This window comes from Klebsiella sp. K5-204, assembly GCF_030128585.1.
Classification (GTDB): Bacteria; Pseudomonadota; Gammaproteobacteria; order Enterobacterales; family Enterobacteriaceae; genus Klebsiella; species Klebsiella quasipneumoniae.
Genome location: NZ_JAKUZS010000002.1, coordinates 275,333 through 299,833, shown reverse-complemented (window position 1 = coordinate 299,833; position 24,501 = coordinate 275,333). Strand labels below are relative to the sequence as shown.

At 60.2% G+C, this 24,501-nt stretch carries 23 protein-coding genes; 9 read left to right on the top strand and 14 right to left on the bottom strand.

Annotated features, from left to right (window positions below; genetic code table 11):
• Positions 1-273 precede the first annotated feature (273 nt).
• On the bottom strand, positions 274-1,206 hold the full coding sequence (locus tag MKR05_RS06920) for a LysR family transcriptional regulator (protein ID WP_124073899.1): 933 nt from the start codon (positions 1,204-1,206) through the stop codon (positions 274-276).
• 99 nt (positions 1,207-1,305) lie between these two features.
• Here MKR05_RS06920 and MKR05_RS06915 point away from each other — a divergent pair, with 99 nt between their 5' ends.
• Positions 1,306-1,782: a GNAT family N-acetyltransferase gene (locus tag MKR05_RS06915; RefSeq protein ID WP_004203250.1), complete on the top strand. Its 477-nt coding sequence runs from the start codon at positions 1,306-1,308 to the stop codon at positions 1,780-1,782.
• A 49-nt stretch (positions 1,783-1,831) separates the two neighbouring features.
• Here MKR05_RS06915 and pckA read toward each other — a convergent pair whose 3' ends face one another.
• Positions 1,832-3,475: a phosphoenolpyruvate carboxykinase (ATP) gene (gene pckA, locus MKR05_RS06910; protein ID WP_023290179.1), complete on the bottom strand. Its 1,644-nt coding sequence runs from the start codon at positions 3,473-3,475 to the stop codon at positions 1,832-1,834.
• A 283-nt stretch (positions 3,476-3,758) separates the two neighbouring features.
• Here pckA and MKR05_RS06905 point away from each other — a divergent pair, with 283 nt between their 5' ends.
• Entirely contained in the window at positions 3,759-4,652 is an 894-nt protein-coding gene (locus tag MKR05_RS06905; RefSeq protein WP_023290180.1) for a LysR substrate-binding domain-containing protein, read from the top strand.
• A gap of 5 nt (positions 4,653-4,657) precedes the next feature.
• Here MKR05_RS06905 and MKR05_RS06900 read toward each other — a convergent pair whose 3' ends face one another.
• From MKR05_RS06900 to MKR05_RS06880, 5 genes are all read right to left on the bottom strand, one after another.
• Positions 4,658-5,377 carry an ABC transporter ATP-binding protein gene (locus MKR05_RS06900; RefSeq protein ID WP_023290181.1) on the bottom strand — a complete coding sequence of 240 codons (720 nt, stop codon included), beginning with the start codon at positions 5,375-5,377 and terminating at the stop codon, positions 4,658-4,660.
• Positions 5,374-6,249: an ABC transporter ATP-binding protein gene (locus MKR05_RS06895; protein WP_044523916.1), complete on the bottom strand. Its 876-nt coding sequence runs from the start codon at positions 6,247-6,249 to the stop codon at positions 5,374-5,376. The genes MKR05_RS06900 and MKR05_RS06895 overlap by 4 nt, the downstream gene beginning before the upstream one ends.
• Positions 6,246-7,532 (bottom strand): high-affinity branched-chain amino acid ABC transporter permease LivM, encoded by a 1,287-nt coding sequence (gene livM / locus MKR05_RS06890; protein ID WP_023290183.1) that lies wholly within the window; start codon positions 7,530-7,532, stop codon positions 6,246-6,248. Before livM ends, MKR05_RS06895 begins: the two co-directional genes overlap by 4 nt.
• A gap of 9 nt (positions 7,533-7,541) precedes the next feature.
• The gene (locus MKR05_RS06885; RefSeq protein ID WP_023290184.1) at positions 7,542-8,456 is read right to left on the bottom strand and encodes an ABC transporter permease subunit; all 915 of its coding nucleotides are present in this window, start codon (positions 8,454-8,456) and stop codon (positions 7,542-7,544) included.
• A 109-nt stretch (positions 8,457-8,565) separates the two neighbouring features.
• A complete protein-coding gene (locus MKR05_RS06880) occupies positions 8,566-9,624 on the bottom strand; it encodes a branched-chain amino acid ABC transporter substrate-binding protein (protein WP_162543149.1) in 1,059 nt (352 codons plus the stop codon).
• 289 nt (positions 9,625-9,913) lie between these two features.
• Between MKR05_RS06880 and MKR05_RS06875 the strand changes: the two genes are divergently transcribed.
• Positions 9,914-10,060 carry a hypothetical protein gene (locus tag MKR05_RS06875; protein WP_004225356.1) on the top strand — a complete coding sequence of 49 codons (147 nt, stop codon included), beginning with the start codon at positions 9,914-9,916 and terminating at the stop codon, positions 10,058-10,060.
• A 51-nt stretch (positions 10,061-10,111) separates the two neighbouring features.
• Here the strand turns inward: MKR05_RS06875 and pflB are convergent, their stop codons facing one another.
• The 5 genes from pflB to tdcA form a co-directional block, all read right to left on the bottom strand.
• On the bottom strand, positions 10,112-12,406 hold the full coding sequence (gene pflB, locus MKR05_RS06870; RefSeq protein WP_101866199.1) for a formate C-acetyltransferase: 2,295 nt from the start codon (positions 12,404-12,406) through the stop codon (positions 10,112-10,114).
• A 28-nt stretch (positions 12,407-12,434) separates the two neighbouring features.
• Positions 12,435-13,643, bottom strand: coding sequence for a propionate kinase (tdcD, locus tag MKR05_RS06865; RefSeq protein ID WP_131096007.1), 1,209 nt, complete (start codon positions 13,641-13,643; stop codon positions 12,435-12,437).
• Between the two features lie 27 nt (positions 13,644-13,670).
• Positions 13,671-15,002 (bottom strand): threonine/serine transporter TdcC, encoded by a 1,332-nt coding sequence (gene tdcC, locus MKR05_RS06860; protein ID WP_050533791.1) that lies wholly within the window; start codon positions 15,000-15,002, stop codon positions 13,671-13,673.
• Positions 15,003-15,027: 25 nt separating this feature from the next.
• On the bottom strand, positions 15,028-16,017 hold the full coding sequence (gene tdcB, locus MKR05_RS06855; RefSeq protein ID WP_023290189.1) for a bifunctional threonine ammonia-lyase/L-serine ammonia-lyase TdcB: 990 nt from the start codon (positions 16,015-16,017) through the stop codon (positions 15,028-15,030).
• 93 nt (positions 16,018-16,110) lie between these two features.
• Positions 16,111-17,049 (bottom strand): transcriptional regulator TdcA, encoded by a 939-nt coding sequence (gene tdcA / locus MKR05_RS06850; protein WP_032453338.1) that lies wholly within the window; start codon positions 17,047-17,049, stop codon positions 16,111-16,113.
• 197 nt (positions 17,050-17,246) lie between these two features.
• On the opposite strand from tdcA, the gene MKR05_RS06845 reads away from it, so the two are divergent.
• From MKR05_RS06845 to MKR05_RS06820, 6 genes are all read left to right on the top strand, one after another.
• Complete coding sequence (locus MKR05_RS06845; protein WP_032428907.1) at positions 17,247-17,369, top strand: hypothetical protein; 123 nt, start codon at positions 17,247-17,249, stop codon at positions 17,367-17,369.
• A 437-nt stretch (positions 17,370-17,806) separates the two neighbouring features.
• A complete protein-coding gene (locus MKR05_RS06840) occupies positions 17,807-18,895 on the top strand; it encodes an ABC transporter ATP-binding protein (protein ID WP_130952776.1) in 1,089 nt (362 codons plus the stop codon).
• Entirely contained in the window at positions 18,888-19,517 is a 630-nt protein-coding gene (locus tag MKR05_RS06835; RefSeq protein WP_023290192.1) for an ABC transporter permease, read from the top strand. Before MKR05_RS06840 ends, MKR05_RS06835 begins: the two co-directional genes overlap by 8 nt.
• Positions 19,517-20,185, top strand: a complete 669-nt coding sequence (locus tag MKR05_RS06830) for an ABC transporter permease (RefSeq protein ID WP_087824125.1) — start codon at positions 19,517-19,519, stop codon at positions 20,183-20,185. Before MKR05_RS06835 ends, MKR05_RS06830 begins: the two co-directional genes overlap by 1 nt.
• 61 nt (positions 20,186-20,246) lie before the next feature.
• On the top strand, positions 20,247-21,146 hold the full coding sequence (locus tag MKR05_RS06825) for an ABC transporter substrate-binding protein (protein WP_130952777.1): 900 nt from the start codon (positions 20,247-20,249) through the stop codon (positions 21,144-21,146).
• A complete protein-coding gene (locus tag MKR05_RS06820) occupies positions 21,124-22,548 on the top strand; it encodes an LLM class flavin-dependent oxidoreductase (RefSeq protein WP_309297080.1) in 1,425 nt (474 codons plus the stop codon). Before MKR05_RS06825 ends, MKR05_RS06820 begins: the two co-directional genes overlap by 23 nt.
• A 47-nt stretch (positions 22,549-22,595) precedes the next feature.
• On the opposite strand, the gene MKR05_RS06815 is transcribed toward MKR05_RS06820, so the two are convergent.
• A complete protein-coding gene (locus MKR05_RS06815) occupies positions 22,596-23,396 on the bottom strand; it encodes a phosphate/phosphite/phosphonate ABC transporter substrate-binding protein (protein ID WP_064154409.1) in 801 nt (266 codons plus the stop codon).
• Positions 23,389-24,375 (bottom strand): fatty acid desaturase, encoded by a 987-nt coding sequence (locus MKR05_RS06810; RefSeq protein WP_074186084.1) that lies wholly within the window; start codon positions 24,373-24,375, stop codon positions 23,389-23,391. Before MKR05_RS06810 ends, MKR05_RS06815 begins: the two co-directional genes overlap by 8 nt.
• Between the last annotated feature and the right edge of the window lie 126 nt (positions 24,376-24,501).

Here is a 24,501-nt window from a genome sequence, read left to right as displayed (position 1 = left end):
AACCGGGAATGAAATAAGCGTAATAAACGCATCCATTGATGCATTTTACGCATAAATAACATTTAACTAATTAACATTACTTTTATATACAATCATTTAACACCCTCTGCGCCATCAGCGTCGGCGGCAGGGATGAAAAGGTGAGTTTTCCGTTTTGTGACCGAGGCCAGGGTACGCCGCTGCGCCCCGGGCGCCAGGCGGTAAAAGACATACCCGGCCCGGCAGGGTTAACGCGACGCCGAGCGGCGAGATGTTAATAATCCGGACGTGACCTCAGGGCGCCGGCGCCGCGGCGGCGTTCCCCAGCGTCTGCAACAGGGAGATCAGCCAGCGGGTGGCCTCGCGTTTCCCGCTGCGTTTGTGGGCGTAAATCTTGACGTCAAATGGGGGAACCGGAAACGGCAGCGGGAAAATGGTCAACCGGGCGGCGCGAGCCATCGTCTCCGCCGCCCGCCGGGGCAGCGCCATCAGCAGATCGCTCTGCTCAATAATAAAGGGAGCGCTCAGCATCGAGGGCGTTTTCACCGCCACCTGCCGCGAATAGCCCTGCCGCTCCAGCTCACAGTCCAGCACCCCCTGCCGCTCATTCCATGGGGTCACCACCAGATGACGGGCCGCAAGGTAGGCGTCCAGGGTGAGCGCCGTTCGGTCGGCCTGGCTGATAACCACATATTCGTCCCGCAGCCAGTTAATCTCCTCGAGATCGGGATGAGCTGGCTCGTCAGGGGTATTGAACCCGAGAGCCAGATCGACCTCGCCCGCCAGCAGCTCGGTCAGCGCCGGGCTGTGGGGCAGATAACGGAGCTCAAACCGCAGCCCGGGCGCCTCACGCTGCAGGTGGTGCATCAGCGTCGGAAAGACGCAGAACGCGGTGAAATCGGTGATCGCAATCTGCATGCAGTCGGTGCTGGCGGCCGGCACAAACGCCGCCGGCGGCGTCAGCTCCTGATTGAGAAATTTCAGCGCCGAAGCGATAGAGGGCGCCAGCTGGCTGGCATAGACGCTGGGACACATCCGGTGACCTTCCCGATAGAACAGCGGGTCGTTGAGGGTGCTGCGCAGCCGGGAGAGCGCATGGCTCAGCGCCGAGGTGCTCATCGCCAGCTCTTCTGCCGCCAGGCGCACCGAGCGGGAGCGATAGACCGCGTCAAAGACCGGCAGCAGGTTGAGGTCGATACGGCGCAGGACAGGATGCATAATATTCATCGTTTGCTGATTTCATTGCACTTAATTCTTTTCACAATACCGCTTATGCTCTGGGTCAGCAATTTTGCTTTCCTTCATACCATTCAGACAGGACGACCCATGAGCATCACGATCCGCCAGGCCACCCCGGACGACGCCACCGCTATTTATGACATGATTTATGAACTCGCGGTCTACGAGAAAGCCCCCGAAGAGGTGGTGACAACGGCAGAGGAGATCAGAGAGACGCTGTTTGCCAGCAGCAGCAAAACCGAGGCGCTGATCTGCGAGGTGGCGGGCAAAGCGGTGGGCTACGCCGTGTTCTTCACCAGCTACTCCACCTGGCTTGGCCGTAACGGCATCTATATGGAGGATCTGTACGTAACCCCCGACTATCGCGGGATCGGCGCCGGAAAAGCGCTGCTGAAAACCATCGCGCAATATGCTGTACAGCGTCAGTGCGGGCGTCTGGAGTGGAGCGTGCTCGACTGGAACCAGCCGGCGATTGATTTCTATCTGAGCATTGGCGCGCAGCCGCAGGATGAGTGGGTGCGTTATCGCCTCACTGGCGATGCGCTGCGGGCCTTTGCGGAGTAAAGCGGCTCGCCAGCAGGTCGGCGCCAGGCGTCGACCTGCTGGCCGCGGATCAGGCTTCGACCGCGCTATTCTGCAGCTGCGGACCGGCCAGCGCCAGACGCGCGCCCGCTTCGGTATCGCTGTACTGCTTAAAGTTATCCATAAACAGCTGAGCCAGACTCTCCGCCTTCTCCTGCCACTTATCCGCTGAGCTCCAGCCATTACGCGGATCCAGCACTGCGCTGTCGACGCCCGGAATGCTCTGCGGGATCGCAAGATTGAACACCGGGATCGCTTCATCGCGCAGCGGGCCGGTGGTGCCATTGAGGATCGCGCTGATGATGCTGCGGGTATCGCGCAGCGACAGGCGTTTGCCCTCGCCGTTCCAGCCGGTGTTGACCAGCCAGGCTTCCGCACCGGATTCCGCCATCTTCGCCGCCAGTACGCTGGCGTACTGGGTCGGGTGAAGCAGCAGGAACGCCGCGCCGTAGCAGGCGGAGAAGGTCGGCGTCGGCTGGGTAATGCCGCGCTCGGTGCCCGCCAGCTTCGAGGTGAAGCCCGACAGGAAATGGTACTGCATCTGCTCGGTGGTCAGACGGGAGACCGGCGGCAGGACGCCAAACGCGTCTGCGGCAAGGAAAATCACCTTCGACGGATGGCCCGCCCGGGACACCGGCTTGACGATATTGTCGATATGCGACAGCGGATAGGAGACGCGGGTGTTCTCGGTTTTGCTGCCGTCGGCGTAATCCACGCTGCCGTCGGCGCGCACCACCACGTTTTCCAGCAGCGCATTGCGGCGGATGGCGCCATAAATCTCCGGCTCCGCCTGCGGGTCGAGATTGATGGTCTTGGCGTAGCAGCCGCCTTCGAAGTTAAACACCCCATCATCGTCCCAACCGTGCTCGTCATCGCCAATCAGTTGACGATGCGGATCGGTGGACAGCGTGGTTTTGCCGGTACCGGAGAGGCCGAAGAACAGCGCGACGTCCCCTGCTTCACCGCGGTTGGCCGAGCAGTGCATCGACGCGATGCCTTTCTGCGGCAGCAGGTAGTTCATGACCGAGAACAGCCCTTTTTTCATTTCGCCGCCGTACCAGGTGCCGCCGATGAGCTGAATACGCTCGCTAAGGTTAAAGGCGACGAAGTTCTCGGAGTTCATGCCCTGCGCCTGCCAGTTGGCATTGGTGCAGCCGGCGCCGTTGAGCACCACGAAGTCCGGGGTAAAGCTGGCCAGCTCGTCGGCGCTCGGCACGATAAACATGTTTTTGACAAAGTGGGCCTGCCACGCCACCTCGGTGACGAAGCGCACGCCAAGGCGGGTGTCCGGGCTGGCGCCGCACCAGGCGTCGATGATGTACAGTTTTTTGCCGCTCAGCTGGCCTGCGACCAGGCTTTTCAGGCTGCGCCACACTTCTGGCGATAACGGCTTATTGTCATTGCGGCCGAGGCCGGAGTCAGCCCACCATACGGTGTCGCGCGTCTGCTCGTCTCTGACGATATATTTATCGCGCGGCGAGCGACCGGTGAAGATGCCGGTATCCACTGCCACAGCGCCAGAGTCGGTCATTACGCCGCGGGCCGCGCCGGTCAGCTCAGGAGCGGTTTCATGTGCAATAAGCAAATCGTAATCAGGGTTGTAAAACAATTCGCCGCTTGCATTAATCCCCAGCTCCTGCAGAGCCATTTTTACTGATTCAATTTGTTGTGACATGGAACTCCTGACAAACTATTTAAGGTAAGAGGCCTGGGTTATTCATTGCTTTCGTCATCGTCGCCAGCTATTTAATAAGATAAATCATGGGCAATGAAATAAAGCAATAAATAACCGTGAGTCGCGATTTCATATCGTGCTCATGTAGGGTCGCCGATACGCATTCATAAATCTCAACTTTCCAAAAAATGTTAACACCTGTCGATAATTATGTTAATTGCATAGTTTCTATGCGCTATGCTAAAATTGCATAGCCTTTATTGCGTTTTTGAGGACTGGATCGGTGTTGGCAAATCTGGAAGTTAAATGGCTGTATGATGTGATTGCTCTCGAGGAGTCACGCAGCTTTACCCTGGCGGCCAAAGCCCGCAATATCTCGCAGTCCTCGTTCAGCCGACGCATCCAGTCGCTGGAGGCTTCCCTCGGATTCAGCATCTTCGACCGCAGCGCCAACCCCCTGCAGTTGACCAACCGCGGGAAAATTTTTGTCGGCTATGCGCGAAATATGCTCGACGACATGGATTTTCAGATCAGCCGAATTAAAGGTTTAAATAACACCACGCAAAAAATAAGAATCGACGCCGCCCCGTCGCTGTCGGTGTTATTGCTGCCGGAAATTATCGCCGGTTACACCGACCGTAAAAATAAGACTTTTCATGTTGAATCGATTAACGTCAACGACGCCGTATTTAACCTGAAAGAGGGTAAAAGCGATTTTATCCTCTCCTTCTATAATGAAGAATTAATGAACTATCCGTTTATTAATCATAAAATTTTTGATTCTTACCTGCACCTGGTCTCCCCCTGCGACGAACATGGCCGGCCGCTGTTTCATTTACATCGCGGCGTGCTGCCGCTGATGAAATACGCCAACGATAGCTATATGGGGCGCCAGGTGAACCAGGTCATCGACCGCACGCCAGAGATCACCTTCTCCCTCACCTTTGTCTCTTCCATGAGCGAGCTGCTCAAGCGCATGATCCTCAATGGCGACGGCGTGGGCTGGCTGCCGCAGTACTCCATTCAGCGCGAGCTGGACGAAGGCCGACTGACGATCCTCGATGAGAGCCTGTCGCTGCCGATCGGCGCCTGGCTCTACCGCTCCGGCTCGCGGCTTAACCAGGCCGCCGAACGTTTCTGGCAGCACATTAAAACCCGTAACCAACCGCGGGATTAACCCTCTCAGCCGCTGATCCCCAGATACGCCTTACGCACCTCCGGGTCGTTGAGCAGCGCCTGGCCGCTACCGCTCAGGCGGATCTGGCCGTTCACCATCACGTAGGCGCGGTCCGACAGGTTGAGAGCATGGCGGGCGTTCTGCTCCACCAGAAACAGCGTCATCCCCTGGGCCGTCAGCTCGCGCAGGATCTGAAATATCTGCTTCACCACCAGCGGCGCCAGTCCCAGGCTCGGCTCATCCAGCAGCAGCAGGCGCGGCCGGCTCATCAGCGCCCTGGCGATGGCCAGCATCTGCTGTTCACCGCCGGAGAGGGTCATCGCCCGCTGTCCCCGCCGCTCTTCCAGCCGAGGGAACAGCTGGTACATCCGGGCCTTGTCCTCGGCCTGATAGCGGTTGCCAATGGCAATAGTCCCCATCAGCAGATTCTCCTCGACGGTCATATCGGGAAAGATGCGCCGCCCTTCCGGGGCCTGGGCGATGCCGTTGCTGGCGATAAAGTGGGTCGATTTCCGGCTGATCGCCTCCCCGCGATAGAAAATCTCCCCGCCGGCAATACGCGGCTGCCCGAAGACCGACATCAGCAGCGTCGATTTACCCGCGCCGTTGGCGCCGATCAGCGCCACCGTCTCCCCCTCGTTGACGGTCAGGGAGACCTGCTTCAGGGCCTGGATCGGCCCGTAGAAGACATCCACCTCATCAAAGGCAAGCAGTGGCTGGCTCATCGGCGCGTCTCCTCTTCCTCAGCGCCAAGATAGGCGGCAATCACGCTGGCGTTGGCCTGAATCGCCTGCGGCGCGCCGCGGGCGATGACGTCCCCGTGATCGAGGACGATGATATGATCCGAAATCTCCATCACCATCCCCATATCATGTTCGATCAATAGCACCGTGATGCCGTGCTGCTGGCGCAGAAAGCGGATGATCCGGCTCAGCGCCTGGGTTTCAACCGGGTTGAGTCCGGCCGCCGGCTCGTCCAGACAGATCATCTCCGGACGGGTACACATGGCGCGGGCGATCTCCAGCCGCCGCTGCTGTCCGTAGGAAAGCGTTCCCGCCAGACGGTTGGCGCAGTCCACCATCTCCACCACCTCCAGCCAATAAAACGCGCGATCCAGCGCCTGACTTTCCGCCTGCCGATAGCCGCGGGTGTTGAGGATCCCGGCCAGCAGATGGCGGTTAACCTGGGTATGCTGGGCCACCAGCAGGTTCTCAATCACCGACATCTCGCGGAACAGGCGAATATTCTGGAAGGTGCGGGCCAGACCGGCGCGGTTCACCAGATGGGTGCCGCCGAACATCTTGTAATAGATCCGCCGCCCCAGCTGCGCCGGGTGGAGGAAATCGTCCGGGTGAAGCTTTTGCCCCAGCACCTGAATGACGTCGGTGACCTTTTCCCGCGCCCGTAGCACGATACTCCCCCCCGTCGCCCGGTAAAAGCCGGTCAGGCAGTTAAATACCGTGGTTTTGCCCGCGCCGTTGGGGCCGATCAGGGCGGTGATCGACCCCCGCTCCACCTCCAGATTGACGTCATTCAGCGCTTTGATGCCGCCGAAATGCATCATTAGATGCTCAACGCGTAAGATGCTGTCGCTCATGGCGCGACTCCTTTTCGCAACGCGACCCCGCTGCGGCTGGTGCGCACCAGGCCGCGCGGCCGCCAGATCATCATCAGCACCATCAGCACGCCAAACAGCAGCACGCGATATTCGTCAAACCCGCGCAGCAGCTCCGGGGTGACCGTCAGGACAAACGCCGCCAGCACCACCCCAAGGGTGGAGCCCATTCCCCCCAGCACCACAATCGCCAGGATCAGCGCCGACTCAAAAAAGGTGAACGACGTCGGATTAACAAATCCCTGATAGCTGGCGAAGAACACTCCGGCGATGCCGGCGGTCGACGCGCCGAGCATGAACGCCGAGAGCTTGACCAGCACATGGTTGAGCCCCATCGCCCGACAGGCGATCTCATCCTCGCGCAGCGCCTCCCAGGCGCGACCGATGGGCATCCGCGTCAGGCGATGCTTCACCAGCAGCACCAGTATCACCACCATGCACAGCACGGCGTAGAGGAAGATGAATTTCAGGTTGGGGTTGTAACTGACGTGGAAGAACTCATGGATGGGGATACCGCCATCCTTTGCCCGGCGGGTAAATTCGAGGCCAAACAGCGTCGGGGATGGCACCGGGACGCCGTTGGGGCCGCCGGTGAAGCTCACCCAGTTGTTAAGCACCAGGCGAATGATTTCGCCAAAGCCGAGGGTGACGATGGCCAGATAGTCGCCGTGCATGCGCAGCACCGGAAAGCCTAGCAACGCCCCGGCGAGGGCCGCCATCACCGCCCCCAGCGGCAGCATCGCCCAGAAGCCGAGACCCAGGTACTGGTAGCCCAGCGCCAGGCCGTAGGCGCCGATAGCATAGAACGCCACATAGCCCAGATCGAGCAGCCCCGCGAGACCCACCACGATATTCAGCCCCAAACCGAGCAGGACGTAGATCAGCCCGAGGATCGCCACGGTCAGCAGGTATTTGCTGGCGAGAAACGGAAAGGCGATAGCCAGGCCCACCAGCAGCGGCATTATCCAGCGCAGCCGCGAGCGGTAGCCCGGGGGCCGGACGTACACCCCGTCATCCGCCCCCTCAAAGCGGGCAACCAAGGCCTTGCCCCGCCGGCTCTGCAGCAGCAGGCTGAGCGCCAGTCTGCCGGCCATCACCACCGCCACCAGGATCGCCACCCGCGCGGGCGCGAGGGTAAAGCCATAGCCTTTGAGCACCACGCCGACGATCGGGCCAAAGACAATTAACGCGCAAAGACCGGCCAGCACGCTGTCGATCAGCGCGCTTTTGATATCCCGCGCAGGCTGGCGCGTCAGTTCACCCATAGAGCCCCCTCAGACCTTGGCCACCAGCGGACGACCCAGCAGCCCCTGCGGGCGAAAAATCAGGATCGCCACCAGCAGCGCAAAGGAAAAAACGTCTTTGTAATCCGAATTCACCATTCCGGCGAACTGCGCCTCGGCCACCCCGAGCAGCAGTCCGCCCAGCATCGCGCCAGGCAGCGAGCCAATCCCGCCCAATACCGCGGCGGTGAAGGCTTTGATGCCGATAATAAATCCGATGTAGAAGTCGAAGGTGCCGTAGTTCATGGTCACCAACACTCCGGCCAGGCCGGCCATCGCCGCGCCGATGACAAACACCAGGGAGATCACCCGGTCGGTATTGATGCCGAGGATCGCCGCCATGCGCCGGTCCTGCTGGGTGGCGCGGCAGATGCGCCCCAGCCGGGTGTACTGGATAATCCAGGTCAGGATCAGCATCCCCACCAGCGCGGCGACGAGAATAAACACCTTGGTCCAGGTGATCTGCACTACCCCATCGCCCACCGTCATACGCAGCGCGCCGCTGAGCAGCGTCGGGATCCCCTGCTGGTTTGGCCCCTGGCTCAGCTGAACATAGTTCTGCAGGATCAGCGACATTCCAATAGCCGAGATCAGCGGCGCCAGGCGCGTCGAGTTGCGCAGCGGCCGGTAGGCGATGCGCTCGATCGCCCAACCGTACACGCCGGTGACCACAATGGTGAATACCAGGGTGGCGAAAATCAGCAGCGGAAACGAATGGATCCCGAAGAAGGAGAGCAGCGCCAGGCCGATGGCGCACAGGTAGGCGGAGACCATATACACCTCGCCGTGGGCGAAGTTGATCATGCCGATGATCCCATACACCATGGTGTAGCCGATGGCGATTAAGCCGTACACCGCGCCCAGCGTCAGCCCATTGATCAGTTGTTGCAGAAAAAACGCCGTCATAGCCCCTCCAGCCGCCAGGCCGACGGCCGCCGGGATCGGTACCCGGTCGACCGCCGTCGTGAGACGATTAGCCAATCAAAACAACGGATAGTTACTGGGTGGTAGCCGATCAGAGCTGGTGATATTTGCCCTTGTCGTCCCACTGATAGACCACATAGTCCGACACCTTGAGGTCGCCTTTGCCATCCCAGCCTTTTTTGCCCATCACCGTCTCGACGTCGTGGCTCTTCAGCCAGTCGCTGGCTTTGGCGTTATCGGTGCCGACGGCGTTCCAGGCGGCGGCGATAGCCTGAATAGAGGCATAGGCGTAGAGGGTATAGCCTTCCGGCTCAAAGCCGCCGGCGCGGAACTTCTCGATCACCGCTTTGCCTTCCGGGAGGGTGCGCGGGTCCTGACCAAAGGTCATCAGCACGCCGTTGGTGAACTGCGGCCCGCCGGCGGCCGTCACCAGCTCCTCGGTGACAATACAGTCGCCGGAGAAGAATTTCGCCTGCACTCCCTGCTCGCGCATCTGGCGCACCAGCGGGCCCGCCTCAGGGTGGCAGCCGCCAAAATAGACCACGTCCGGCTTGAGGGCGCCGATCTTGGTCACCAGGGCGTTAAAGTCTTTTTCACCGCGGGAGAGGCCTTCGTACAACACTTCTTTGGTGCCCCGCTTCGCCAGCGCCGCGCGGGTGGCATCGGCCAGCCCCTGGCCATAGGTGTCTTTATCGTGGATGACGGCAATTTTCTTCGCCTTCAGCACGTCCAGCATATAGTTGGCGGCAATCGCCCCCTGCTGATCGTCGCGGCCGCACATGCGGAAGAGATCCTTCATGCCGCGCTCGGTGATCTGCGGATTGGTGGAGCCGGGGGTAATGGTCAGAATCCCGGCTTCGTCATACACCTCGGAGGCCGGCATCGTTGAGGAAGAGCAAAAGTGCCCCACCACGGCGGAGACTTTCGCTTCGTCCACCAGCCGGTTGGCCACCGCTACCGCCTGTTTCGGTTCGCACGCGTCATCCCCCTGCACCAGCACAATCTTTTCGCCTTTGATGCCGCCGGCGGCATTGATATCAGCCACCGCCTGCGAGGCCCCCTTCCAGTACTGGGCGCCGTAGGTGGCGTTGGGGCCGGTGAAGGGCCCGGCGACGCCGATCTTCACGTCAGCCTGGGCGTAAAAGGCCATGCTCATACAACCTGCTATCACAACATGAAGCGTCATTGTTTTCAGTTTCAAAGACATTCGGATATTCCTCAGCGATTTAGAGCCTGGCGTCATGGAATGACGCAGAAAATATCACTTACCGAGTGGTACCGACGCAGGCGCAGCGCCAGGACGGCCAGGGTGGAAGAAGCAAAAATCCCGCCAGGTAGAGAGATCGCGCCGGAGAGCGGACGCCCCGGTCGGTGCGCACGCGACGACAACCCGTGCCGCATCCGGCAAGGGCGCATTCCCTTTCAGGTCAGGAGATCGGTTGCCATCACGTGGCGAGCCGGACAACGCGGTATCCGTACCGGCCCGTGAGCTAAACATAGATGCAGTTAGCGGTCGCTGCGCGCCAGCGTGGTGCAAAAATGCGAATATGATCAACAGTGGTGATTATTTTGTTGCGGTAATGTGAAGGTGATAACAGGAGAGCCCGTTAAGGGCTCCCCTGTGGCCCGGCGGCCGCTCAGAGCTGGCTGGTGAACGTTCGCGAGATCACATCCTGCTGCTGCTCGCGGGTTAGCGCGTTAAAGCGGACCGCATAGCCGGAGACGCGGATCGTCAGATTCGGATACTGCTCCGGATGTTCTATCGCATCGAGCAGCTTTTCCCGGTTCAGTACATTGACGTTGAGGTGCTGTCCCCCCTCCACCGTCTCCTCGTGATGGAAGTAGCCGTCCAGCAGCCCTACCAGGTTGTTTTCCTGCGCCGACGGCGCTTTGCCGAGGGCCGCCGGCACGATGGAGAAGGTGTACGAGATGCCATCTTTGGCGTAGGTAAACGGCAGTTTCGCCACCGAGGTCAGCGACGCCACCGCCCCTTTGCGGTCGCGGCCATGCATCGGATTGGCCCCCGGGGCGAACGGCGTCCCCGCCCGACGTCCGTCCGGCGTGTTGCCGGTTTTCTGCCCGTACACCACGTTGGAGGTAATGGTCAGGATCGACTGGGTCGGCACCGCCTGGCGCCAGGTGGGCAGCGCCTGAATTTTGCGCATAAAGCGCTCCACCAGGTCGCAGGCGATGGCATCGACGCGATCGTCGTTGTTGCCATATTGCGGATAATCCCCCTCAATGACAAAGTCCACCGCCAGCCCGTGATGGTCGCGCACCGGCTTCACCCGAGCGTACTTTATCGCCGACAGCGAATCCGCCGCCACCGACAGGCCGGCGATGCCGCAGGCCATCGTGCGGTAGACGTCGCGGTCGTGCAGGGCCATCAGCGCCGCTTCGTAACTGTACTTATCATGCATGCAGTGGATGATGTTCAGCGCGCTGATGTACTGCACCGCCAGCCAGTCCATAAAGTGGTCGAGGCTGGCCATCACGCTGTCGTAGTCCAGCACCTCATCGCGCAGCGGCGCGGTTTTCGGCCCCACCTGGATCTTCAGTTTCTCATCCACCCCGCCGTTAATCGCGTAGAGCAGCGTTTTGGCGAGATTGGCGCGGGCGCCGAAGAACTGCATCTGCTTGCCGATCACCATCGGGCTGACGCAGCAGGCGATGGCGTAGTCGTCACTGTGAAAATCGCTGCGCATCAGATCGTCGTTCTCATACTGCAGCGACGAGGTGGCGATAGAGACCCGGGCGGCGTATTTTTTAAACGCCACCGGCAGCGCCTGCGACCAGAGCACGGTCAGGTTCGGCTCCGGCGCCGGCCCCATGGTGTGCAGAGTATGCAGGTAACGGAAGGTGGTTTTACTGACCAGGGTGCGGCCATCCAGCCCCATACCGCCCAGGACTTCCGTCGCCCAGATGGGATCCCCGGAGAACAGCGAGTCAAATTCCGGGGTACGCAGGAAACGCACCATGCGGATCTTCATGATGAAGTGGTCAATCAGCTCCTGGGCCTGCTCCTCATTGAGTAAACCGGCGCGCAGATCGCGTTCAATATAGATGTCAAGGAAGGTGGCCGTCCGTCCCAGCGACATGGCGCCGCCGTTCTGCGACTTCACCGCCGCCAGGTAGGCGAAGTAGAGCCACTGCACCGCCTCCCGGGCGGTGCGCGCCGGGTGGGAGATATCGCAGCCGTAGCGGGCCGCCATCTCCTGCATCTGCTGCAGCGCGCGCCGCTGTTCGGCCAGCTCTTCGCGCAGGCGCAGGGTGGACTCCAGCGCCTCGCCGCGTTCAAGGGCCGGCTGCAGGTCGGCAAACTGCAGCTCACGTTCGCGGACCAGATAGCGAATGCCGTACAGCGCCACGCGGCGGTAATCGCCGATGATCCGTCCGCGACCGTAGCCGTCCGGTAGCCCGGTCAGCACCCCGGACTTACGGCAGCGCAGCATATCCGGGGAATAGACGTCAAATACGCCCTGATTGTGGGTCTTGCGCAGCGCCGTAAACTGATACTCAAAATCGGGGTCCATTTCGCGGCCATAGGCCTCGAAGGCGCTTTTGATCATATTGATGCCGCCAAAGGGATGCAGGGCGCGCTTCAGCGGCCGGTCCGTTTGCAGGCCGACGATCTTTTCCAGCGGCTGGTTGATATAGCCCGCCGCGTGGGCGGTGATGCTGGTGGCGACATTGGTGTCGAAATCCACCGGCGCATGGGTGGCGTTCTCGACGCGGATCCCGGCCATCACCTGCTTCCAGAGGGCGGTGGTGGCCGGCGTCGCGTCGGCGAGGAAGGACTCATCGCCCTCGTAAGGGGTGTAGTTATGCTGAATAAAGTCGCGAACGTTAATCTGCGTTTGCCACGCCGTCCCGCGAAAGCCCTGCCAGGCGTCGGCGTATCGTGCGTCGTGGGTGTCGATATCTACTTTCATGAACATCGTCTCTCTACAGAATAAAAAATCAGGCCAGCGCCGCCGCGGTGTGGATCCGGCCTAAGCGGATCGCATCGAGGGCAATCATGCGCTCTTCATTGGTGGGGATAACCGCGCAGCGCACCCGGCTGCCGTCGGCGGAGATCAGACGCTCGCCGGCCGAATTAGGCTGCTGGTTGCGGGCGGCGTCCATCTCAAGGCCAAAGACCGCCAGCCGCTCGCTCACCAGCCGACGGATCAGCACCGAGTTTTCGCCAATCCCGCCGGTGAAAATAATGCCGTCGAGACGCTGCAGCGCGGCGGCGTGGCCGGCGATATGGCGGGCGATGCGATGGACGAAGGTTTTGATCGCCAGGCGGGCGCGGGCATGGCCCTCATGCCAGGCCTGCTCCAGTACCCGCAGGTCGGAGGAAAGGCCGGAGATCCCCAGCAGGCCGGAGGCGGTGTTGGCCACCCGCTCCAGGTCGCTGAGGGTCTGCCGGGTTTCCGCGGCAATCCACGCCATGGCGCCGAAGTCGACATCGCCGCTGCGGGTGCCCATCATCAGCCCCTCCAGGGGCGTCATCCCCATCGAGGTGTCCACGCTGCGGCCGTTGCGCACCGCGCAGATCGAGGCGCCATTGCCCAGGTGGGCGATCACCAGGCCGCTCTCCTGCTCCGGCAACCCGAGCAGCGCCAGGGCGCGCCGGGAGACATAGCGGTGGGATGTTCCGTGGAAGCCATAGCGGCGCACCCCGAGGTTCTGGTAATACTCCCACGGCAGGCCATAGAGAAAGGCTTCCGGGGCCAGGGTCTGGTGAAAGCTGGTATCAAAGACCGCCACCTGCATGACCCCCGGGAACAGCCGCTGCGCCGAGGCGATGCCGCTAAGGCTGGCGTAGTTATGCAGCGGGGCCAGGGACGATACCTGGCGAATATTGTCGATAACCTCCTCGCTGATAATGACCGACTCGGTGAAGAGGTCGCCGCCGTGGGCGACGCGGTGGCCAATCAGGGCCACGCTGTCGATAAGATCGCGTTGGGCTAATGCCCCGGCAATCGCCTGCAGGGCGCCTTCGTAGCCGCGCGGCGCCAGCGCCACCGGCTCGCAGCCGTTGAGCGAGAGAGACGCCTGGTCCGCGTTGATGCCCTCGGCTACGCCGTTGAGCAGGCAGTCGCAGCTGGCGGCGTCCAGTACGGAAAATTTGATCGACGACGAGCCGCAGTTGATCACCAGCACTACCGGAAATTCAGTCATGTTGTACTCCGCGTGGCCTGAGCCGGATTAGAACAGTTTGTAAACGATATTGAGGATGGTCAGCAGACCAATGGCGGTCACAAAGAGGTTATCGAGACGGCCACGGTATTTGGCCAGCGAAGGCGCTTTACGAATGGCGTACATCGGCAGCAGGCACAGCAGCGAGGCGATAATCGGCGCGCCCATGGCCTCAATCAGGTCGAGGATATTGGGGTTGGCATAGGCCACCACCCAGGTCGAGCCCATGATGAACACCATGCTCAGGGTATTGAGCTTGCCGCTGGAGACCCGGGTTTTATCCCCTTTATAGCCGAAGCGCAGGATCAAACCGTTCAGCCCCTCGAGGGTGCCGAGATAGTGGCCGAAGAACGATTTGAAGATGGCCACCAGGGCGATGATCGACGCGCCATACTCCAGCAGGGTGGCAAAGGTGGATTTGGCGCCCGACATCGAGGCAAAGTGGTTCGCCAGATAGGAGAGCACCGGGATATTCTGCGCCTTGGCGTCCGCCATGTTCTGCGGCGAGAGGGTAAACAGGCAGCTGAAGGCGAAGAACATTACCACCGCTACCATCAGCATGCTGGCCCGGGAGATGATCTGCGAGCATTTGTGTTCGGTATACGCCCGGCCAAACTGCGCTTCATACTCTTCGCGTTTGGAGACCACAAACGAGGAGACGATCGGCGAGAAGTTAAAGGAGAACACCATAATGGAGATGCCCAGCCACACTGTCACCAGAATGCCGTCGTGACCGGTTAAGGCGATATCGCTGAGGTTCACCTGATCAATCACCGCGCTATTCCAGTAAGGGATCAGAGACAGGGAGATCACCACCAGGCTGGCGATAAACGGCCACACCAGATAGCTCATCACCTTGACCATCAGGTCTTTGCCAAACCAGATGACAAACGCCATCAGCAGCAGCAGGAGCAGCGCCACCACTCCGCGGTTGAGGGCCGGCATCTGCAGCTGGTTCTCCCAGAAGGTCATGAAGGTATTGGTGATCGTCACGCCATAAATCCACAGCAGCGGGCAGATGGCGAAGAAGTACAGAAAGGTGATCACCACCCCGCCGGTTTTGCCAAAATGCTCTTCCACCGTTTCGGTGATATTGCCGGAGGGGTTAGCCCCCGACAGGCACAGCCGCGCCAGCGCCCGGTGGCAATAGAAGGCGATGGGATAGGCCAGCACCAGCATCACCAGGATCGGGATCAGCCCGCCGAAGCCGGCGCGGATGGGGAAAAACAGCACCCCGGCGCCGATGGCGGTGCCAAACAGGCCCAGGGTCCAGGTGGTGTCGGATTTACGCCAGGACGAAAGGCTTGTCTGGCTGGATGCAATGCTCTCAGTCGTACTCATATCCTGTCCTCACTTATGTATTGAATTAAGCGTCAACAAAACCGGTAATTTGCGATACCCGCGAGAGATCGATATTGCCGCCGGAAATCAGGCTGACCGTTTTGCGGTTCTGGATATAACTGTCTAATTTGCCGCTTAATAACGCGGCGCAGGCCAACGCTCCGGCCCCTTCGGTGATCACTTTATTGCGCTGAATTAAGGCGACCATGCTCTGGCGAATGTCGTCCTCACTGACGAGGACGATGTCATCCACCAGCTGGCGGGCGATTTCATAGGTCAGTTTTCCCGGGCGGGCGACATCGCAGCCATCGGCTAAGGTGCCGGCGTGGCGATGGCTGGTGATCTCTCCGGCGTACCAGGAGGCGGCCATGCCGTGAACATTCTCCGACTGCACGCCGATAATGCGGATCGTCGGGTTAATGGATTTAATCGCAATCGCGATGCCGGCAATTAAGCCCCCGCCGCCAATCGGCACAATGACATTATCCACGTCATACAGATCTTCTAATATTTCGAGACCGATAGTGCCCTGCCCGGCAATAACCTGGGGATCGTCATAGGGGGGAATAAAGATACGGCCTTCAAGTTCAACAATATCGCTGGCTTTGGCGAGGGTATCGTTAAAATTATCGCCATGCAGCACCACCTCCGCCGAATAATCGCAGGTGGCGGCGACTTTCGATTTCGGCGCCCCTTTCGGCATCACCACTTTCCCGTCAATGCCGAGCATGGCGCAGGAGAGCGAGACGCCCTGGGCGTGGTTGCCCGCTGAGCAGGCCACCACCCCTTTGCGTTTTTCCGCTGCGGTTAAGCCGCAGAGCTTATTAAAGGCGCCGCGAATTTTAAATGAACCCGTGCGCTGCATATTTTCGAATTTAAGAAATATTTCACCCTTACAGCGTTCGCTAAAATAATTCGACCGCGGCATACCCGTTTTATATATTTTTCCTGCCAGGCGTTGCTTCGCTTCGAGAATATCGTCAATGGATACCGGAAGATCGTAGGTAATATGCATTATGGCCTCTGTATCTTAATATAAAGTCAATGACCGGGCGTCATCCTGCTGACAACAGCGAGGATGGTTGTTGGATTATTTAATCAATATCAGTCAGGCAATTTCTATTGGCTGCCAGTGGCGGTTGCCCTGCCCCGATGAATACTGTTTCGCCATCTCCACCAGCGACGCCGCCGCGGTTTTCAGCCGGTAATTTTTCGACCACACCGCCGCATAGCGCGCCACCGGCAAGGCCTCTTTAATGGGGATGGTGACAAACTGGCTCGAGCCGAACGGCGTGGTCATGTCGCAGGGAATGACCGTCAAAAAATCGGCATTGAGCACCAGGTTATAGATCGTCACCACCGAATCGGTATTGACGATATTTTCACGGCGGATGCCGCTGCGCTGCAGGGTGGTCAGCAGTTCGCTGTAGTAGCCCATATTGGTCTCCGGCAGCACCCACTGCTCGTGCTGGAGCGAGGCCAGGCGGACGGTGCCGTTGCCGATCCGCGCCCGGTTCGCCACCAGCACAAACTCAGACTCAAACAGCGGCTCGACGTGCAGGTCCTGCAGCTTCATCTCATCGCTCAGCGTCCCGATGGCGAAGTCGAGGCGCCCGTCGCGGATCGCCGGCAAGAAGGCAGAGAGCTGCGCCTCATACATTGAGACCCGCGCCTTGGGGAAGGTCATTTTGAACTGATGCACCATCTCCGACATAAAGGTAAACCCCACCAGCGAGGGAAAACCAAAGGAGACATCCACCACCGTGCTGTTGGTCAACGCATTCATTTCATTGACCATATTTTTCATTTCACGGGTGATCGCCTCTGACCAGTTCAGAAATACCTGCCCGGCCTCGGTGAGCGAGACGCCGGTATTTCGCCGGACGATTAATTCGCTGCCAAAATAGCTTTCCATGTCGCCAATGATTTTACTGACCGCCGGCTGTGTGAGTCCTAACGCTTTTGCTCCGGCCCCGATAGACCCGCTGCGGATCACTTCCTGGAAAACCACCAGATGCTGAGTTTTAGGCAGAGAAAAAGTATTCATCACGTCTCGCTTTCATTCCTTTGTTGACGGCGGAAAGTGTAACAAATCGCGATTAGCGGGTTATGTGAGAGCTCTCACAAAGGCTCCGCCGTGGCCGATTAGCAGGATTCACCATCCGGAATAATCCATTTAAAATCAATTCATTAAAATCATTACGAACGTTGTTTGCGCGTTTTTTGTCGTAACCGAATGCGGGGATAAAAATAATTGATGGCGATAACATCGACGGTAAAATGGCGATAAAAAATACGCTTTTCGTACGCTATTTGACCCGCGCCGTCAGGGCGATAAAAAAGGTGAAAATTAAATTAATGCTGTAAAGAATAAACAGCGGACGTAATCAACGCCATTATTTAACGACAAGTCGGTTTGGCATCACATTTTATCGGCGGCGGGCGGGAAAAAGGCGCAGGCATTATTTACATCAAAGAAACATTAAATTCACAATCTTGTTTTTCTTATGCGGCGGAGTGGGCGACTTTTTCCGCCATATCGCAGGCGGTCATACTTTGATTAAAATCAACCCTGGCAATTTATCTTTTGCGGCGCCTGGCAGGCAGTCATTTGTGTTGCCGATCACAAATCCATAAAACAACCTCCCGGCCTCTCTTCCACCGCAACTGATTAACCAGCTTTTCACTATGCAAATGCAAATAACGTATTTGCCCTCCCCGCAGGCGCTCTGTAGTTTGAGCCAGGATCCCGGCGCCACTTTTTCCGGGTCAGAACTTTATTATTCAGAGTGTTGAATTCCGCCATGATAAAATTAGCGCATCTTTTCAAAACCTATTCAGGCAGCGCCCAGCCGGCCATTCGCGACCTCAGTCTGGATATTGATCATGGCGAATTCTGCACTTTCGTCGGCCCGAGCGGCTGCGGAAAAACCACCATCCTGCGGATGATCAACCAGCTGGATATTCCCGACAGCGGCGACGTCTATATTCAGGGCGTCCGCCTCGCTGACGCTGATATTATCCAGGTCCGCCGCCAGATCGGCTTCGTGATGCAAAGCGCCGCGCTCTTTCCCCATCGTACCGTGGCGCAAAATATCGCCACCGTGCCGCGGCTGGCGGGATGGAGCAAAGCGCGCATCAGCGCGCGCATTGACGAACTGGTAGCGCTGATGTCGCTCGACAGCCATCTGCTGCACCGCTATCCGCATCAGCTCTCCGGCGGCCAGCAGGGACGCGTGGCCATCGCCCGCGCCATCGCCGCCGATCCGCCGATTTTACTGATGGATGAGCCCTTCGCCGCCATCGACCCGGTGGTCCGTGAACGCCTCCAGGACGAGCTGTTGCTGTTGCAGCAGCGGCTGCAGAAAACCATTGTATTAGTGACCCACGACATCAATGAAGCGATCCGCCTCGGCGATAAAATCGCCATTTTCCAGGAAGGCGGCGTGCTGGCGCAGTTTGATACCCCCGACCATATTCTGGCCCACCCGGCGAGCGAGTTCGTGCGCCGCTTTATCGGCCCGGAGCCCAATCTGAAACGGCTGGGTATGATTCAGGTCGGCCAGCTGCCGCGTCACGATGTCCCCCTGCTCGACGAAGCGCTGACGCCGATCGCCAGCGCCCATCCACCGCTGGCCAGCCCGCTGCGCCTGGTGCTTGACCACCAGCGACGTCCGCTGCACTGGTTCGATCCGCAACACGGTCTCACCCTGCCGGTGGAGCGCCCGCTCGCCAGCAGCCACAGCCTGCGTTTCGCCTACAGCGCGCTGCTCGACGTGGCGACCGGCGTGCTGGTGCATGTGGATAGCGAAGGACAATACCAGGGGGCGGTGTCCCACGCCCTGCTGCAGCAGGTGCTCGAGGGCGCGGTGGGGGTGAGACCTCATGATTGACTGGGGCTGGGTTATCGATAACCGCGCGATGATCGGCGATCTTCTCTGGCAGCATGCGCGGATGGTCCTGCTGGCGCTGTTTTTCGGCTCCCTGCTCACCGGCGGCCTGTTAGCCATTACCCTGCGCTGGCCCGCGACGGCGCAGCCGCTCATCACCCTCTGCGGCGTGCTGTTTACCATTCCCTCACTGGCGCTGTTTATTTTATTGCTGCCGTTTACCGGGCTGTCGCTGACCACCTCGCTGATTGGCCTGACGCTGTACTCGCTGTTGATCCTGCTGCGCAACGTGCTGGCCGGCATGGAGAAGCTGCCGCAGGCGGCGCTGGAGTCGGCGCGGGCGCTCGGCTACACCCGCGGTTTCCGCTTCTTCGATATCGAGCTGTGGCTGCTGCTGCCCTCTCTGTTTGCCGGGCTGCGCATTGCCTCGGTGACGCTGGTCGGCCTGGTCACTGTCACCGCGCTGATCGGTCAGGGCGGGCTCGGGCAGCTGCTGATGGCGGGCTTTAATCAGGACTTTCTGACGCCAATTGTCGTCAGCCTGGTCCTCAGTCTTGTACTTTCGCTGGTCTTTGACGGGCTGATTGCCCGTCTCGGCGACTGGCTAACGCCGTGGACGAAATGATGACGCTGCTTCTCGCCACCTTTCACTGGTTAACCCAGCCGGAGCACTGGCTGGGCGACGATGGCATCCTGCTGCGCCTGGGCCAACACCTATATTACGTGCTGGTCAGCATGGCCGTTGCCTGCGCCATTGCCCTGCCGCTCGGCATCGCCCTGGGTTACTGGCGCAAAGGCGCCTTCGTGGTGATCAACCTGTTTAATCTTGGCCGCGCCATCCCTTCGTTAGGGCTGATTTTATTATGCATCATCGTTTTCGGCTTTAACGATATCCCGGTGCTGGCGGCGCTGATCGCGCTTTCTATTCCGCCCATTCTCACTAACACCTGGGTGGGGATTTATCACGCCGACCGCCCGCTGTGCGATGCGGCCATCGCGCTGGGTATGACCCCCTGGCAAAGCCTGTGGCAGGTGCGGATCCCGCTGGCGGCGCCGCTGATCCTCGCCGGAGTGCGCACCGCGCTGGTTCAGCTTATCGCCACGGCGGTGGTCGCAGCCTATGCCGGCCTGGGCGGGCTGGGACGTTTTCTGATCGATGGCCTCGGGCAACGGGATATCCCGCAGGTGATCGGCGGCTCGCTGGTGGTTTCCCTGCTGGCGATAGGCGGCGAACTGCTTTTCGCCCGCTGCGCCGGACGCCTGACCCACCGCCGAATTGCCGCGCCTTATTAGCGTGTACCTGACATTACCCTCAGCGCCTGGCGCTGATTAACCTGAAAATACAAGAGGTATTATGAAGCAATTATTTGGCAAGGCCGTCACCGCCCGTCGATTTCGTCTCTCGCTGCTGGCCGCCGGGCTCTTCAGTCTGAGCGTTAACACCTTTGCCGCCGGCGTCACCGTGGGCGGGGCCAACTTTACCGAAAGCTCCATTCTCGCCAACATCTACGCCAGCGCGCTAAAGAAAAATCATATTGAGGCCAACACCCGTCTCAACCTCGGCAACCGGGAAATTATTATTCCGGCGCTGCAGAGCGGTGAGATCGATATCGTTCCGGAATATCTTGGCGCCCTGCTCAATTTCTATAACGGCAAAACCGAGGCCACCAGCCAGCAGGACGTCAGCGCAGAGCTGGCCCAGGCCCTGCCCGCCGATTTCACCCTGCTGAACCCGGCCCCGGCCACCTCGATCACCGCCTGGGCGGTACGTGCCGAGACCGCGGATAAATACCATCTGCGCACCCTCTCCGACCTGAAGCCCGTCGCCCCGCAGCTGGTGATCGGCGGACCGCCGGAGCTGGCGGTACGTTCCCTGGGCCTGCCGGGGCTGAAGCGCGTCTATGGTCTTGAGTTCAAAGCGGTGAAATCGCTGGACATGGGTGGGCCGCTCACCCGGCTGGCGCTCAATTCGGGCAAAATCGACGTCGCGACGGTCGTCTCCACCCAGGGCAATCTGGCGAAGGAGAAATGGGTGGTCCTCGAGGATGATAAACATGAACAACCGAGTCAGAACGTGGTGCCGCTGGTGCGCAAAGCCAGTCTGACGCCGGAGATAGGCGCCGTGCTCAATGAGGTTTCCGGCAAGCTGGACAATGCCACGCTGATTGCCCTCAACCAGCAGGTAGATCTCCAGCATAAAGATCCGGCGGCCGTCGCCGAACAGTGGGTTAATGCCAACCTATCCCAACACTGACCGTCACCCCGCCACGGATGGCGTTCAGCCGCGAGTCTACGCTATGTCTAACCGACACATGATCCTGAACCTCTTCTTTTATAACCCACAGGGGGATTACCGTTTCTCCTGGCGCCACCCTGACGCGCCTGAAGCGGACATATTTACCCTCGACTATTACGCCAGCCTGGCGCGTAAGGCCGAAGCGGCGACCCTGGACGCTATCTTTGTCGCCGACCATATCGCGGTGTGGGATACGGTGCCCAGCGGCCTGAGCCACTATGCCAACGCCCGGCTTGAACCCCTGACGCTGCTCTCCGCCCTCGCCGCGGTAACGGAGCATATCGGCCTGATGGCCACCGCGTCGACCTCCTATAACGAACCCTATAATCTCGCCCGTTACTTTGCCTCGCTGGATTTCCTCAGCAATGGCCGGGCAAGCTGGAATGTGGTGACGTCGTGGCTGGAAGAAGAAGCGGCAAACTTCGGTCTGGAGCAGCTTCCCCGCCACGGCACCCGCTACCAGCGGGCCAATGAATTCATCGACGTGGTCACTCGCCTGTGGGATTCCTGGGAAGATGGCGCGGCAATCTTTGATAAAGCGCGCGGAGTCTTCGCCGATGCCGACAAGGTGCATCACCTCGACTATCAGGGCGAGTACTTCCGTGTCCGCGGCCCGCTCAACGTACCTCGCCCGCCGCAGGGCCATCCGCTGCTGGTGCAGGCCGGCTCTTCGGAGGCGGGAAAAGCGCTGGCCGCCGCCTGGTCTGATATGCACTTCGTGTTTATTCATTCGGTCGCCGAAGGGCTGGCCTATCGCGAAGAGATGAACCAGCGGCTGCGCCAGCACGGGCGCGATCCAGCCCATTTCAAAATCATCGCCGGGGTCCTGCCGGTGGTGGTGAACGCCGGCGAGGAGAAGGCGGCCCGCCAGCAGCTTAACGAGCAGCTCATGAGCGACCAGATGGCTATCGATCTGCTCTCCTCTTATCTTCGAATGGATCTCAGCGCCCTGCCGCGGGACCAACCTCTGCCGCCGCTCCCCAATGAAGAGAGCTTTGACGGCATCCGTACCGCACTGAAGCTTATCCGCCAGTACGATCCGCAGCTCACTCTGCTGGAGTTGGGGAAGTTGTTATTACAGAGTTCTGATAGCTGGCTGCTGCTGGGCAGCGCCGAGGAGATTGCCGCCACCTTAACGGAGACCTGGCAGGCAGGCGCCGCCGATGGGTTCAACCTGATGTTCCCGCTGCTGCCGGGAGACTTTGACCGCTTTATTGACCAGGTGGTGCCGCTTCTGCAGCGTAACGGCGTCATGCGCGACCGCTATCCGCCCGGCACCCTGCGTGAAAAGCTCGGTCTGCCGGCGGTGGAAAACCGCTTCACCGCCCCGCCCCGTCCCGCGTTACCGCCGACGCCGTAGCTTGCCATGGCCCGCCCCGGGGCAGATCGCTGGCCGGGGCATTTTACCTACAGCTGACTGACCCCCAGCGCCGCGGCCTCATCCCGCCACGCCAGCAGCGGAGCATAGGCCTCCCGCGACATATCGCTATAGCCGCAGATCAGCAAGGCGTCGCACAGGGGACGATAGCGCGCATCGCTCACCAGCTGCTGGAGCGCCTCGCGCAGGCTGTTCAGCGTCGCCGCCGGGGTGGCGCCGGCGGTGATCAGCGGCAGCCCTGGCGCGGCCGGGCTCCAGCCGATCGCCGCCAGGCCTGCCAGGGCCTCCGGCTGATGGCGCTGCAGCAGAGCGTAGGTCACGCAGTCGATGGCGGCGATATCGGCGTTTTCCTGCTGCAGCTCGCGCAGCGACTGCCGATGGCTGCCGCTGAACACCACCGCCGAAAAAAATCGCCCCTGCCGGGAGAGCGGCGCGACCATTTTGCGCAGCACGTTGTAGCCAGACTGCGAGTGCTCGGCATTGCACACCGCGCGGCGGCCAAAAAAGTCCGCCAGCATCCGGTGACTATCCGCTTCGCGGACCACCAGCAGGCTGCGGTAGCGGCGCCCCTCGCAACCGGGCGCGGCGTAGTGGAAGCAGCCCACCGTCTGCACCTCCGGCAGTTGGGTCACCAGCGGATAGCCACAGGTCTGGCTCAGCACCAGCCTCGGCTGGCGCCAGTGGGCCAGCAGATCCTCGGGATCGGCCGCCGGAGGGTCCCCCGCCACCCTCACGCCGCGTTCAGCCAGCAGCGACTGCACCGCCAGCCACAGGGCCTGGGTCTGTTGTCGGTGGATGGCATACATGGGAAAGGTCATACGTTCAGCCATGTTCTCCTCCCGCCTGCGCCTGTTCGCCAAAGCCTGGATGGGCGTTCACCGCCACCGCCCGGCGGCTAAAATGGCGTCGCCACTCACCGTACCCGCGCACCAGGAACCCTTGATTACGCTGCAGATAAGCCGTCTGGCGATGCAGATACAGCCGACGTAAAGCGTACCAGGGGACCCCTGGCAGGTCATGATGTACCGCATGGTAGTTGAGATTGAGGAACAGCACCCGCCAGGGGAGCCCGGCCTCGTTGATCACCGAGCGGGCCAGCGGGTCATCCGCGGCCCGGTGTTCGAGAAAAGAGCGCACTTTGGTCAGGGCCAGCGCCGGGTAGCTCACCGCCAGCACAAACCACAGCGGGGAAAAACCCTGCGCCGCCATCCAGGCCAGCAGACCCGTCAACAGAAACAGATGCAGGCTCCACATGGCGATGGCGCGGCGGTCGCCCGCGCGGAAAGCCCGCAGCGCGCTACGCAGGGTGTGAACGATATCCATCAGCGGCGCCAGCAGCAGACGCCCCCAGAAGGTATTGCGCAGGTGGATAAGGCGGCGCTGCCAGGCAGAGAAGCGCTGCCAGCTTTCCGCCGTCACATAGTACGACTCGGGGTCGTCCTCGGGGTGCGTCAGCAGATGGTTGCGGTGGTGCGCCAGATGGCTGTCGCGGTAGACGCCATAGGGATACCAGACCGCCAGCGGCAGCGTCCCCAGCAGCTGGTTGAACCATGCCAGCCGGGTGGGATGCCCATGGATCAGCTCATGCTGTAAGGACATATACCAGGTGGTAAACCAGATTAGCAGCAGCGTGGCCGGAAACAGTCCCAGCGTCCGCCAGCTCGTCACGCAGGCAAACCAGCCGCCGTAAACCGTCACAATCAGCAGCCAGGTCGGCAGCTCGCTGCGCCACAGCCAGCTGCGCGCCAGCTGGCGGATCAGGATGCGCTGTTGGTCATCCACATAGACAGCCGTCTTCTTTTCCTTCACTTCCCATACCTTGCCGTGTTGCCTCATTTCCTCCGAAGATGTGAGATAACACGTTAAATAACAAAGTATTTAATTTACTTAGCTTTGCCAAAAAGCGCGTTTGCGTTCCGCATGAATCAGAGAATG